This window comes from Halorientalis brevis (assembly GCF_042678165.1).
Taxonomy (GTDB): domain Archaea; phylum Halobacteriota; class Halobacteria; order Halobacteriales; family Haloarculaceae; genus Halorientalis; species Halorientalis brevis.
Genome location: NZ_JBHUDJ010000002.1, coordinates 537,919 through 550,325 on the forward strand (window position 1 = coordinate 537,919; position 12,407 = coordinate 550,325).

General features: G+C 68.0%; 11 protein-coding genes. 6 read left to right on the plus strand and 5 right to left on the minus strand.

The genetic code is table 11. The annotated features are described in order from the left end of the window. Positions 1-224 precede the first annotated feature (224 nt). Positions 225-2,033, minus strand: coding sequence for an excinuclease ABC subunit C (locus ACFR9U_RS06450; RefSeq protein ID WP_247379339.1), 1,809 nt, complete (start codon positions 2,031-2,033; stop codon positions 225-227). Between the two features lie 39 nt (positions 2,034-2,072). Then, positions 2,073-2,702 carry a hypothetical protein gene (locus ACFR9U_RS06455; protein ID WP_247379337.1) on the minus strand — a complete coding sequence of 210 codons (630 nt, stop codon included), beginning with the start codon at positions 2,700-2,702 and terminating at the stop codon, positions 2,073-2,075. A gap of 122 nt (positions 2,703-2,824) precedes the next feature. Here ACFR9U_RS06455 and ACFR9U_RS06460 point away from each other — a divergent pair, with 122 nt between their 5' ends. From ACFR9U_RS06460 to ACFR9U_RS06470, 3 genes are read left to right on the plus strand one after another with little or no spacing between them, the layout of a single operon-like run. After that, complete coding sequence (locus ACFR9U_RS06460; RefSeq protein ID WP_247380103.1) at positions 2,825-3,097, plus strand: DUF7967 family protein; 273 nt, start codon at positions 2,825-2,827, stop codon at positions 3,095-3,097. 60 nt (positions 3,098-3,157) lie between these two features. Next, entirely contained in the window at positions 3,158-4,108 is a 951-nt protein-coding gene (locus ACFR9U_RS06465; RefSeq protein WP_247379334.1) for an ABC transporter ATP-binding protein, read from the plus strand. After that, on the plus strand, positions 4,105-4,959 hold the full coding sequence (locus ACFR9U_RS06470; RefSeq protein ID WP_247379332.1) for an ABC transporter permease subunit: 855 nt from the start codon (positions 4,105-4,107) through the stop codon (positions 4,957-4,959). The genes ACFR9U_RS06465 and ACFR9U_RS06470 overlap by 4 nt, the downstream gene beginning before the upstream one ends. Before the next feature lie 58 nt (positions 4,960-5,017). Here the strand turns inward: ACFR9U_RS06470 and ligA are convergent, their stop codons facing one another. Then, a complete protein-coding gene (gene ligA, locus ACFR9U_RS06475) occupies positions 5,018-7,102 on the minus strand; it encodes an NAD-dependent DNA ligase LigA (protein WP_247379329.1) in 2,085 nt (694 codons plus the stop codon). 158 nt (positions 7,103-7,260) lie between these two features. On the opposite strand from ligA, the gene ACFR9U_RS06480 reads away from it, so the two are divergent. Continuing rightward, on the plus strand, positions 7,261-7,614 hold the full coding sequence (locus tag ACFR9U_RS06480; RefSeq protein ID WP_247379327.1) for a DUF8028 family protein: 354 nt from the start codon (positions 7,261-7,263) through the stop codon (positions 7,612-7,614). Positions 7,615-7,698: 84 nt separating this feature from the next. On the opposite strand, the gene ACFR9U_RS06485 is transcribed toward ACFR9U_RS06480, so the two are convergent. Both ACFR9U_RS06485 and ACFR9U_RS06490 read right to left on the minus strand, forming a co-directional pair. Next, on the minus strand, positions 7,699-8,811 hold the full coding sequence (locus ACFR9U_RS06485; RefSeq protein WP_247379325.1) for a pyridoxal-phosphate-dependent aminotransferase family protein: 1,113 nt from the start codon (positions 8,809-8,811) through the stop codon (positions 7,699-7,701). A gap of 66 nt (positions 8,812-8,877) precedes the next feature. Then, positions 8,878-9,597 carry a TraB/GumN family protein gene (locus ACFR9U_RS06490; protein ID WP_247379323.1) on the minus strand — a complete coding sequence of 240 codons (720 nt, stop codon included), beginning with the start codon at positions 9,595-9,597 and terminating at the stop codon, positions 8,878-8,880. 234 nt (positions 9,598-9,831) lie between these two features. On the opposite strand from ACFR9U_RS06490, the gene ACFR9U_RS06495 reads away from it, so the two are divergent. Beyond that, complete coding sequence (locus ACFR9U_RS06495) at positions 9,832-11,124, plus strand: O-acetylhomoserine aminocarboxypropyltransferase/cysteine synthase family protein (protein WP_247379320.1); 1,293 nt, start codon at positions 9,832-9,834, stop codon at positions 11,122-11,124. Next, positions 11,125-12,333, plus strand: a complete 1,209-nt coding sequence (metX, locus tag ACFR9U_RS06500; RefSeq protein ID WP_247379318.1) for a homoserine O-acetyltransferase MetX — start codon at positions 11,125-11,127, stop codon at positions 12,331-12,333. Positions 12,334-12,407 lie beyond the last annotated feature (74 nt).

Below are 12,407 nucleotides of genomic sequence, written 5' to 3' on the forward strand. Positions count from 1 at the left end.
CCGCCTAAGGTCACACTCTATGACTGCCCTATCGCGTTATCATCTCGGAGACTGACGGTTACCTGGAAATTTACAATGACCCCGGGTGTGCTATGGGGAACTGCGGAGGTGAGTGAAGTCGGCCTCGCCGCGTCATCTCGCCTCCAGGTGTGGGAGCCGTATCGGGTGGATTGGGGTGTGCCGTCCCGGTTTTTCACCTCCGCGTTTGGTTCTCCTGACCCCGGTTACAGCCGCGATGCGATCGTCGCGGCCGTTTTTTCACCGATCCCGTCGACGCCCTGTAGCTCCGACGCCGACGCGTTGCGGACGTTTTCGACGCTGCCGAACCGCCTGAGGAGACGCCGGCGGGTCTCCGGTCCGACGCCCGGCACCTCGTCTAACGCCGTCGAGACCTCGTCTCGTATCGACTGGTGGTACTGGACGGCAAAGCGGTGGGCCTCGTCGCGGACGCGCTGGCAGAGGTGCAGGTGTGGGGCGTCGTCGGGCCAGTCGTACGTTCCCGTGGGGGTGACGATCAGCTCTTCCTCCTTCGCGAGGGCGACGGCCGGCACGTCCCAGCCAGTCTCGGCGAGGGCGTCCTGGGCCGCGCCGAGTTGCCCCTCGCCGCCGTCGATCAACAGCAGATCCGGGTCCGGTCGCTCGTCGCGGCCGTCGATCGCGCGCTTCCCGCGCCAGCGCACCAGCGTCCGCATGTTCGCGTAGTCGTCGTTCGTCTCGTCGAGTTTCTTCCGCCGGTAGTCGCTCTTTTCGGGACTGCCGTCGACGAACGTGACGTTACTTCCGACGACCGCTCGCCCCTGGGCGTGGCTCACGTCGAACCCTTCGATGCGCTCGACGGCCGAGTCGAGGCCGAGCGCCTGTGCGAGCGCCCCGCCTTCGTCCTGTCGGGCGCCGACGCCGCGGCGCGCGTTCTTCAGCGCGAGGTCCACCAGTTTCGCCTCGCGGCCGGCGCCGGGCACGCGGACGGCCACGCCCTCGGCGTCCAGCCAGGCGTCCAGTTCGCGGTCGTCGGGGCGCTCCGAGAGGAGGATCGCATCAGGAAGGTCCCGCTCGGCGTAGTACTGGGGAATGAACGCGGCGAACACCGCCCCGACGTGGCCGTCACCCGCCACGCCGTCGTCCTTCGGTGCCGCGAGCGTGTGGCGCTCCCGGTCGACCAACTGGCCGTCCTCGGCGTGGAGTCGCGCCACGGTCGCTTCGTCGCCCTCGACGGTCGCACCGAGGACGTCCACCGCGCGCTCGCCGCCGGCGTCGCTTGACGAGACCGCCTCGCCGCCCTCGCCGTGGAACGCCTCGACGGCTTCCAGTCGGTCACGGAGGTTCGCCGCCCGCTCGTACTCCCGGTTCTGGGCGGCCCGCTCCATCTCGCGACCGATCGGGTCCGCGAGGATGCCGGTCTCGCCCTCGAAGAAGCGCCGGACGCTCTCGACGTCGTCCCGATACGCGTCCTCGCCGATCTCGTCGGTGCAGGGCGCGGTACACAGCCCGATGTCGTAGTCCAGACAGGGCCGGTCGCGGGTGGCGTACTTGTGATCCGAGCAGCCCCGCAGCCCGTAGGTCTCCCGGAGCGCCTTGACGACGGTCTCGACGCGGCTCTTGTCCGTGAACGGGCCGAAGACGATGGCGTCGTCGTCGGGGTCACGGGTGATCTCGATGCGCGGGAACGGGTGGGCGGTCAACTGGACCAGGGGATAGGACTTGTCGTCTTTCAGGCGGACGTTGTAGCGGGGCTGGTGGCGCTTGATGAGGTTCGCCTCCAGCAGGAGCGCCTGGGTCTCGGTGTCGGTGACCGCCACGTCCACGTCCGTCGCGCGGGCGACCATCTGGCGGATGCGCTCGCCGCGCGGATCGGCGTAGGAGCGGACGCGGTCGCGGAGGTCGACCGCTTTGCCGACGTACAGGACGACGCTATCACCGGACTGCGTCCGGTTGCCAGAGGGACTGCGTCCCTCGCTGTCGTCGGTCAGGAACTGATAGACGCCCGGCTCCCGAGGGAGATCGGCCGCGCGGTCCCGAACCGCAGTGGGGTCCATCTCGGCGCGGCCCTAGGTGCCGTCGCCGTATTTGCGTTGCTACTCGGGGTGGGGTTCGAGTGGGTCCTCCCGTGGCGCGGTCTCGGCCCCGGGCTCCGGTTCGGTCCGCAGGTGTCGCTGCAGGCGGGTCAACTCCGTCGTGGCCCCCTTCGGCGCGGGGACGTACAGATCGTCGTCGCCGGCGACCGCGATCCACAGCCCGTGCGTGCGACTCTCGATGTACAGGCCCAGCGCGCCGAGACAGACGGCGAAGGCGAGGAGGCCGGCCACGAGCAGCACGTCGTCGAGCATCCCCAGGAACCGCGAGACGGTACTGAGCAGTCCCATCATGCTCCCGACGCCGGTCTGGCTCGCAGCCTTGGTGTTGAGCTGGCTGAGCGAGATCAGGCCGCCGAAATCCATGGTGTAGCCGACGCCGACGCCGACGAGACCCCCGAGTCCGCCTTTGCCCATGTACCCCAGCCACTGGGTCTCCCCGCTGCTCTCCAGGGCCGCCCCCTCGACGTTCGGCCGCTCGATGGCCCGGTAGTTGGCGCCGTCGCTCTCGGGCGTGAACGCCAGGAGTCGCTGATTGGTCACCACGATCCCGTTCTCCCCGAACGAGATGGCGTCCTCGATCTCCTCGCCGTCCCGCAATCGCTGGCGTGCCCGTTCGCTCCAGCGCGCCATGTGCGGGGCTTCCGGGCCCGCGCATATGAAATTCGTCCCTCGATTCTCGCTGTCGATATCTGTCTGACGCGCGCACGACGGCAATGCGTGGATACAAACCCGACGGCGGGCAACGCTCCCACATGACCGACGGCGACGACACCGTCCAGTTGTGGCTCGTCGAACGCGATTACAACGACAAGGGACTCGTCACGCTCGTGTACGCGACGCCCGACGGCGAACGGTTCCAGCAGAGCAACCGCTCCTCGCAGATGCTCACCCGCAACGGCGTCACCGCCGCGACGCAGGCCGACCCCGAGAAACTCGAACCCGTCGCGGACGCCGACCGACGGGAGCGCTACGCCAGCGAGGCCCAGCGCATGGCCGAGAAACACGCACCCGACGACGAAGTCTGACGCCCCGGGCAGAATCAGTCGAAAAAACAGAATTATACGCCAGCACGAACATCCGTGGGTATGGCTGCGATCGAGCTCGACGGCGTCACCAAGGAGTTCGACGCCGTGACAGCTCTCCGTGGGGTGGATCTCACGGTAGAAGAGGGGGAAATATTCGGCTTTCTGGGGCCGAACGGCGCGGGGAAATCGACCACCATCGACGTGTTGCTGGACTTCGTCCGGCCCACCAGCGGCCGCGCGACGGTCCTGGGACACGACGCACAGGCCGAGTCCGCACAGGTCCGCGCCCGGACGGGCGTGCTGCCCGAGGGCTTCGACGTGTACGATCGGCTGACGGCGCGCCAGCACGTCGAGTTCGTCGCCGAGTCGAAGGACGTCGCCGCGGACGTGACGGGCCTGCTCGACCGCGTCGGCCTCGCCGATGCCGCCGACCGCACCGCCGGGGACTACTCGAAAGGGATGCAACAGCGGCTCGCACTGGCGATGGCGCTGGTCGGCGAGCCGGACCTGCTGATCCTGGACGAACCGACTTCGGGGCTGGACCCGAACGGGGCGCGGGAGATGCGCGAACTCATCCGGACCGAGCGCGACCGCGGCGCGACGGTGTTTTTCTCGTCGCACATCCTCGGCCAGGTCGAGGCCGTCTGTGACCGCATCGCCATCCTCGAAGACGGCGCCGTCCAGACGGTCGATCGCGTCGAGTCGCTGCGCGCCGACGCTGGCGGCGGGACACAGCTCCACGTGACGGTCGAGTCGCTTCCCGACGGTGCCGTCTCGGCGGTCCGAACTCTGAGCGGGGTTTCGACCGTCGCTCCCGACCGCGGGGCGGCCGACCCGACCGTCTCGATCGCGTGTGCCGACGAGGCGAAACTGCCGGCGCTCAACGCACTGGATCAGCACGGGGCGCCGGTGCTCGATTTCGTCACGGAGGAGGCCTCGCTGGAGGACCTGTTCGTCGAGTACACGTCCGGAAACACGGCCCAGCCCGTCAGCGGGGAGGGACGGGCATGACCTGGGTCGCCGTCGCCCGAAAGGACTTCCACGACGCGATCCGGTCGCAGACGCTGTGGGTCGTCGCGGGCCTGTTCGCCGTCCTCGCGGTCGCCGCCGCGATCCTGTTTTCGTTCCTCGCGCTACCGGGATCGGGCGACCGGCTCACCCTGCCCAGCTCGAACCGGATGTACAATCTCATCCTCTTTTTGCGAACGCCGGCGGGGTGGCTGGTGCCCATCACCGCGCTGCTGGTCGGGTACAAGGCCATCGCCGGCGAGCGCGAGTCCGGCAGCCTCAAACTCCTGCTGTCCCTGCCACACGAGCGCCGCGACGTCGTGCTCGGGAAGATCGTCGGGCGGACGCTCGTCGTCGCGTCGGCCATCACTGCTGGCTTCGCGACGGCGTTTCTCATCGGCCTCGTCCTCTACCAGTCGAGCTCGCCCCTGCTCTTCCTGGCGTTCATCGCGTTTACGGTCGCCTTGTCGACGGCGTTCGTCAGCATCGCCGTCGGGTTCTCGGCGTTCACGGCGTCGGCCAGCCGGGCGGCGGCGGGCGCGGTCGGCACTTTTGCGTTGTTCAACTTCGTCTGGGGCGGGGTTCCGAACGCTCTGTATCTCCTGTCGGCCGGCTCGATGATGCCCGCAACCGGGGAGTTCCCGGCCTGGTTCGTCTTCCTCCAGCGACTGAGCCCCACCGGCGCCTACGAGGGAACGTTCCTCCTGTTCCAGGGATCGTCCCTCCTCCAGTCGAAGCTCGGCGGGCCTGTGCCTTTCTACCTCTCCTGGTGGTTCGCGCTCGTCATCCTGGGGCTGTGGATCGTCCTCCCGTCGTGGGTGGGCTACCTGCGATTCCGCGACGCCGATCTGTAGCTCCCGCGACAGCGCGCGTCGCGCGGCCGAGCAGGCCCGGTGAGAATCGGTCGGCGCGTCACTGCACGCCGCGGTCAGCCAGCAACGCCTCGAACTCGGTTTCGTCGAGTTGGGGGACGTCGTTCGCGTCGGCGTCCTCCCGTTTCGACGTACCGGGGTTGTCGCCGACGACGAGGTAGTCCGTGTTCCCCGAGACGCTACTGGTGGCGTTCGCGCCGTGGCGCTCCACGAGGTCCTGGGCCTCCTGACGGGTGAACGCGTCGAGCGCGCCGGTGAACACGAACGTGAGGCCGTCGAGTTCGTCGCCGCCGTCGACCTCGACCGGCTGGGGGTCGACGCCGTGGTCGCGCAACCGCTCGATGACCGCCTGGTTCCGGTCCGAGTCGAAGAACTCCTGGATCTCGCGGGCCACGACGGGTCCGATGTCGTCGACCGCACGGAGGTCCGCTTCGGTCGCGTCCATGACGGATTCCAGATCGCCGAACGCCCGCGCGAGCGATTTGGCCGTCGTCGGCCCGACCTCGGGGACGCCGATGGCCGAGAGGAACGCGTCGAGCGACGGCTCCGTCGCGTCGTCCAGCTCGTCGAGCAGGTTCTCGGCGCTCGTCTCGCCCCAGCCGTCGAGGGCCGCCAGGTCCTCCCGGTCGAGATCGTAGAGATCCGGCAGTTCTTCGACCAGGCCCGCGTCGAGGAGCTGCTGGATGCGCTCGGGACCGAGTCCCTCGACGTCCAGCCCGGTGCGGCTGGCGTAGTGTTCGATCGCTCGCTCTAACTGGGCGGGACAGGCCAGCCCGCCGGTGCAGTACGCCATCGGTCCCTCGCGCTCGACGGCGCTGTCACACACCGGGCAGTGGTCGGGGAACTCGTAGTGGCCCTCGCTGTGCTTTTCGACGACCTCCTCGACGTCCGGGATCACGTCGCCGGCGCGCTTGACGCGGACGGTGTCGCCGACGCCGACGTTCAGCGACGCGATCTCGTCGGGGTTGTGGAGGCTGGCCCGCGAGACGGTCACGCCGGCGACTTCGACGGGTTCGAGCAGGGCGACGGGGGTCAGGCGGCCGGTGCGGCCGACCTGGACGACCACGTCGGTGACCGTCGTCACCTCCTTGCGCGCGGGGAACTTGTAGGCGAAGGCCCACCTGGGCGCCCGACTCGTCGCGCCCAGCACGTCGCGGGCCGCGTGGTCGTCGACCTTGACGACGACGCCGTCGATCTCGTAGGCCAGGTCCTCGCGGCGCTCCATGAGCCGGTCCCGGTAGTCGATCGCCGCCTCGACGTCTTCGACGCGCTCGACTTCCTGGGAGACGCGGAGCCCCCACTCCTGGAAGCGATCCAGTTCCGACCAGTGGCTGTCGGCCCGTTCGCTGGCGTCGAGCACCTCGAAGAAGAAAATCGAGAGCGGTCGCTCGGCGGTGACCGACGGGTCGAGTTGCCGGAGGGTGCCCGCCGCGGCGTTGCGCGGGTTCGCGAAGGGATCGTCGCCGCGTTCGACTCGCTCGCGGTTGTACTCGGTGAAGGCGTCTTTGGGCATGTACACTTCGCCGCGGACCACGAGGCGGTCGGGGTAGTCCCCGCGAAGGCGCTGGGGGACGCTCCGGATGGTGCGGACGTTCGCGGTCACGTCGTCACCGGTCTCGCCGTCGCCGCGAGTGGCGGCGCGCTCGAAGCCGCCGTCCTCGTAGACGATTTCGACGGAGAGCCCGTCGAACTTCGGCTCGCAGACGTACTCGACGTTCCCGTCCCAGTTCGCGTCGGCGAGCCCTTCACGGACGCGGCGGTCGAACTCCCGGACCGCCTCGGCCTCGACGCTCTGGTCGATCGACAGCATCGGCACGACGTGCTCGACGGTGCCGAGTTCCTCCAGGGGCTCCCCGCCCACGCGCTGGGTCGGACTGTCCTCGGTCTGGAGGTCGAACGCGTCCTCCAGTGCCTCCAATCGCTCGAACAGCGCGTCGTACGTCCGGTCGGCGATCACCGGATCGTTCTCGACGTAGTAGCGGTAGTCGTGGAACCGAATCGCCTCGCGCAGATCGGCCGCCTGCTGGCGAGCCTCGGACTCCTGGAGCTCGTCGACCGGTCGGAACGTCGTCTCTGGGGCCTGCACGTACGGATTGTCCTCGGGCGCCGCCTCCGTCTCTGCCATCGGCGGGACGGTTGGGCGCTGCACTCCTAACTGTACCGCCTCTCGACTTTGGCACCTGGTAGCAAGTCTCAAACTGCGCCTACCGGCCGTTTAGTGGTCGGTTACGAGAGATTACGGGCTGTATACTAATGGTGGATTGCGGCGTTGTTGCAGGTACTATGTGGGGGGACTCGCGCCGCGACGGGGAGAGGCTTCGGTCACTCGTCCCGTCGGGGGTCGGCGACGACGAACGCACGGAGCAGACGACTGACCGGTCGTCGACCGGACACGGCCTGTTCGGTCGACTGCGTGGCGCCATCACGGCCGCCGCGTTCTGGATGGCGATTCCGCTGCCGTTCCTGTACGTCCCGGTGTTGCTCTCCGGTCTCAAAACGCAGTCCGAGTATCTCGTCTTCGTCGGGCTGGTCGTGACACACGTCGCGGTGCTCTCTGTTGGTCATCCGTACGCGACGGACAGGTCCGGTGACCGGGACCGGACGGCAGGAACCGACCGCAGCGAAGCGGCTGACTGACGGTACGGAATCGACGCGAGAGAACGAAACTGCGTGCGACCCCGTCGCGAGCTGTTGTCGGGAACTCCTCCCGTTCTGTCGTGGTTACAGCCCGGCGACGTCTTCGATGGCGTCGGTCAGTTCCTTGATGCTCTCGACGGTGTGCTCGCCCATGTGGCCGATGCGGAACGTCTTCTCGCCGAGCTGTGAGCCGTACCCGTTCGAGAAGACCATGTCGTACTCCTCGGAGACGGCGTCGATGGTTTCGGCGACGTCGATGCCCTGCGTGTTCTCGATACAGGACACCGTCTGGGAGCGGTACCCTTTCTCGGCGAAGAGGTCGAAGTGCTCACGAGCCCACTCGCGGGTGTACTCGGCCATTTCCTGGTGGCGCTGGTTGCGCTCCTCGTGGGTCTCGTCGAGCATGTGTTTCATCTGCTTGCGGTAGGCCAGCATGATGGGGATCGCCGGCGTGGAGTGGGTCTGGCCCTTCCGGTCGTAGTAGTCGAGACAGCGCTGGAAGCCGCCGTACCACGAGGCGGAGTCTTTCTCCAGTTCGCGGTCGTAGGCATCCTCGCTGACGACGCAGACCGCCAGTCCCGGCGGCATGGCGAACGCCTTCTGGGTGGAGGTGAAGATGACGTCGATGTTGTGCTCGTCGATGTCGACGTAGTCGCCGCCCAGCGCGGAGACGGCGTCGACGACGAAGTACGTGTCCGGGTACTCGGCGATCAGGTCGCCGATCTCCTCGATGGGGTTGCGGACGCCGGTCGAACTCTCGTTCATCACCGTCGCGACGACGTCGTAGTGCTTGTCGCTCGATTCGAGTTCCTCGCGGATGTCCTCGGGCTTGATGGCCTGGCCCCACTCGTACTCGAGCCGATCGACGTCCTTGCCCAGGCGCTCGGCGACGTTGGCGTGGCGCTCGCTGAAACTCCCGCAGGTCGGGACGAGGATGTTCTCGTCGACGAGGTTGAGCGTCGACGCCTCCCAGAACTCGGTCCCCGACCCCGTGAGGATGATGACGTCGTTGTCGGTGCCGAGGAACTCCTTCGTGTCCTCGACGATGGTCGTGTAGAGGTCGGTCATCCGGTCCATGCGGTGGCCGAACATCGGCTCGCACATCGCCTCGATGACGTCCTCGCGCACCTCGGTCGGCCCCGGGATGTACAGCTGCTTGTCGGGATAGTCGTCTTTGTATTCTTGTTTTTTGGTCACTGAAACCACCTTGAGTATGGTGTCCCCTCGGAGCGGGACGGCATGGTAGTTTTGATACCGGCCCAGTCACTGGGTCAGCAGGTCGGCAAGCGGGTCGAGGTGGCCGCGCCCGACGACCGCGACGACGTCCCCCTCCTCGCGGAGTGCCGTCAGTCGCTCGGCCATGCATTCCTCGCGGGTTTCGTCCCGGAGCTTGACCGGTTCGGGCGGGTCCGCGACGCGTAACAGCGTCAGGCTCTGGGTGAGCTGTGACCGCTCGTCGTCGGCCTGCACCGCCGGGGCGTCACGGAGGCTACAGTCGTGGTCGACCGGCTCGTCGACTTCCAGTCGGAGGCCAGTGAGGTCGCACACGGTCGCTGCGAGCCGACAGACCGTCGCGTGTCGGAGGACGCTCGTGATCCCCGAGACGAGCGACCGGACCGTCGAGAGCGAGGCGCGCTCCTGCCGGAGGTTCGCGGCGAGCGTCCGCACGAAGCGGCCGTCGATGCCGTCGATGCCGACGACGCGCGCCTCCTCGGCGGCCGAGATGGCCGCGCTGATCTCGCCGCCGAACGCTGGGACGTCCCGGTCGTCGGCCGCGTACTGGCGGAACAGCGGCAGCGCGAGCGGCGGCGTTTCGAGCGCGAGCACGTCGGGCGCGCGACGAGAGACGATCTCGTGAACGCGGTAGCGACTGGCAGGGTGATCGTGAACGACGCCGACGAGCGTCACCTGGCCGTCGTCGAGCGTCCTGACGTGGTCGTCGTCGAGCCGCGGGTCGTCGGGGGAGGGACTGTCGGCCGCCATCGTCTGTCGGGACGCTGCCAGTGAAGGGAGATTAAGGTTGGCTTTCCGCGCCAGTACTTGCGAGATACCTACGGCTTACCCAGTAAGGCGGCCGTACTCGCCGGGAAGACCGTCCGCAGTGGCCGTCGCGCGACAGTGACATCGCGACTACGTATGGCGCGTGGTAACTTGCACCGCTGAGATATTTGCCGTAACTCTTGGTTATAGATGGCTGCGGATATATGAGTGTGGTACATGACTAACGACACGCGAGGGTTCGGGACGCGTTGCGTCCACGCCGGGCAGGCCGAGGCCGACCCGGCGACGGGCGCGCGGGCGCCCCCCATCTATCAGACCACCTCGTACGTCTTCGAGGACGCCGACCACGCGGCGGATCTGTTCGCGCTGGAGGGCGAGGGGAACATCTACTCCCGGTTCCACAACCCGACGGTGCGGACCCTGGAACGGCGGTTGGCGTCGCTGGAGAACGGCGTCGACGCCGTCGCGACCGGGAGCGGACTGGCAGCGCTCGACGCGGGGACGACCGTCCTCGCCGACGCGGGCGACAACGTCGTGTCGGCTTCGTCTATCTACGGCGGCACGCACACGTATCTCTCTCACACGGCCCGTCGGCGCGGGATCGAAGCCCGGTTCGTCGACACGCTCGACTACGCCGCCTACGACGACGCCATCGACGACGACACCGCCTACGTCCACTGCGAGACGATCGGGAACCCGTCGCTGATCACGCCCGATTTCGACGAACTCGCGGCCGTCTGCGAGGAAAACGAGGTCCCGCTGTTCGTCGACAACACGTTCGGGACGCCGGCGCTGTGCAACCCCCTCGACCACGGCGCGGACGTCGTCTGGGAGTCGACGACCAAGTGGATCCACGGCTCGGGGACCACGGTCGGTGGCGTCCTCGTCGACGGCGGCTCGTTCCCCTGGGGCGAGTACCCCGACCGGTACCCGGAGATCGGCGCACCTAATCCCGCGTTCAACGGGACGAACTTCAGCGAGCACTTCGGCGAGAACGCCTTCTCGGCGGCCGCCCGCTACCGCGCCCTGCGCACGCTCGGCGATGGCCAGGCCCCGTTCGACGCCTGGCAGACCCTCCAGGGGAGCGAGACCCTCTCGCTCCGGATGGAACGCCACTGCGAGAACGCGATGGCCGTCGCCGAGTTCCTCCAGGACCACCCCGAGGTGTCCTGGGTCATCTATCCCGGCCTGGACAGTCACGAGACCCACGACAACGCCAGCGAGTTCCTGGAGGGTGGCTACGGCGGGATGATCGCCTTCGGCCTCGACGGTGGGTACGAGGCCGGCCGCGACTTCTGCGAGGCGGTCGACCTCGGGCAGTTCCTCGCCAACGTCGGCGACGCCAAGACGCTCGTCGTCCACCCGGCCAGCACGACCCACGCGCAGTTGACCGAGGACGAACAGCGCGCCAGCGGCGTCACGCCCGACCTCGTGCGCCTGTCGGTCGGCATCGAGGATGTCGAAGACCTGAAAGCGGACCTCGCCCAAGCTATCGAGGAGGCGACCTGAATGGAGACTGACCACGACACCGTTTCGCTGGGCGAGTTCGAGTTCCAGTCCGGGGAGTCGATCCCGGACCTGGAGCTGGCCTACGAGACCTACGGCGAGTTCACCGGCGACAACGCCGTCCTCGTGTGCCACGCGCTCACCGGCAGCGCCCACGTCGCGGGCCACCGCGGCACGCAGGGCACAGCCGGCCAGGCCCGCGCCTGGTGGGACGACATCGTCGGTCCCGGCAAGGCCATCGACACCACCGAGTACTTCGTCGTCTGCGCCAACAACCCCGGCTCCTGTTACGGCTCGTCCGGCCCGGCCTCGGAGAACCCCGAGACCGGCGAGCCGTACGGGACTGACTTCCCGGCAGTCACCGTCGGCGACTGGACGGAGGCCCAGCGGCTCCTGCTGGACGAACTCGGGATTCCGCACCTCCACGCCGTCGTCGGCGGGAGCGTCGGCGGCATGAACGCCATCGACTGGGCGAAGCGCCACCCCGACCACGTCGAGCGCGTCGTCCCTATCGCGTCCGCCGCGCGACTGGACCCGCAGTGTCTCGCGATCGACGCCATCGCGCGCCGCGCCATCACCACCGACTGCGACTGGCAGGGCGGCGACTACTACGGCACCGACGCGAAACCGACCGACGGCCTGTCGCTGGCTCGCCAGCTCGGGCACGTCATGTACCTCTCGAAGGCCTCGATGGAGGCCAAGTTCGGCCGCCGGGCCGCCGGCCGCGACGCCATGCGCTCGTTTCCGGTCGACCCCGCGGGGACGTTCTTCCCCTACCGGGACGTCGAATCCTACCTCGACTACCAGGCCGAGAAGTTCGTCGAGCGGTTCGACGCCAACAGCTACCTCTATCTGACGCGGGCGATGGACAACTACGACCTCTCGGCCGGCTTCGAGTCCGACGCCGACGCCCTGGCCGCCTTCGAGGGCGAAGCCCTGGTGGTGTCTTTTACCGGCGACTGGCACTTCACCACCGAACAGGCCGAGGAACTGGCCGACGCCCTCCGGACGGTCGACCAGCCCGTCGCCCACCACGTCATCGAGTCCGATCACGGCCACGACGCGTTCCTCGTCGAACCCGAGAAAGTCGGCCCGCCGCTCGCCGACTTCCTCGAAGACGGCGTCGACGGGAAGTCGGTCACCGACACCGTCGAGCGCGAGGACGAGAGCAGCCAGTTCGCGCCCGTCCACACGAGCCTGTTCTCCGACTAGAACCCACTTTTTTGCGACGGCGGGTGTCCTCGCAGCGCTTTGCGCTGCTGCGGGTACCCACCGCCGCAAAAACC

Excerpts from the sequence above, each read along its gene's own strand:
- ACFR9U_RS06495 (WP_247379320.1), top strand. The coding sequence starts at position 9,832 with ATGACTAACGACACGCGAGGGTTCGGGACGCGTTGCGTCCACGCCGGG.
- metX (WP_247379318.1), top strand. The coding sequence starts at position 11,125 with ATGGAGACTGACCACGACACCGTTTCGCTGGGCGAGTTCGAGTTCCAG.
- ACFR9U_RS06465 (WP_247379334.1), top strand. The coding sequence starts at position 3,158 with ATGGCTGCGATCGAGCTCGACGGCGTCACCAAGGAGTTCGACGCCGTG.
- ACFR9U_RS06480 (WP_247379327.1), top strand. The coding sequence starts at position 7,261 with ATGTGGGGGGACTCGCGCCGCGACGGGGAGAGGCTTCGGTCACTCGTC.
- ACFR9U_RS06470 (WP_247379332.1), top strand. The coding sequence starts at position 4,105 with ATGACCTGGGTCGCCGTCGCCCGAAAGGACTTCCACGACGCGATCCGG.
- ACFR9U_RS06450 (WP_247379339.1), bottom strand. The coding sequence starts at position 2,033 with ATGGACCCCACTGCGGTTCGGGACCGCGCGGCCGATCTCCCTCGGGAG.
- ACFR9U_RS06460 (WP_247380103.1), top strand. The coding sequence starts at position 2,825 with ATGACCGACGGCGACGACACCGTCCAGTTGTGGCTCGTCGAACGCGAT.
- ligA (WP_247379329.1), bottom strand. The coding sequence starts at position 7,102 with ATGGCAGAGACGGAGGCGGCGCCCGAGGACAATCCGTACGTGCAGGCC.
- ACFR9U_RS06490 (WP_247379323.1), bottom strand. The coding sequence starts at position 9,597 with ATGGCGGCCGACAGTCCCTCCCCCGACGACCCGCGGCTCGACGACGAC.
- ACFR9U_RS06455 (WP_247379337.1), bottom strand. The coding sequence starts at position 2,702 with ATGGCGCGCTGGAGCGAACGGGCACGCCAGCGATTGCGGGACGGCGAG.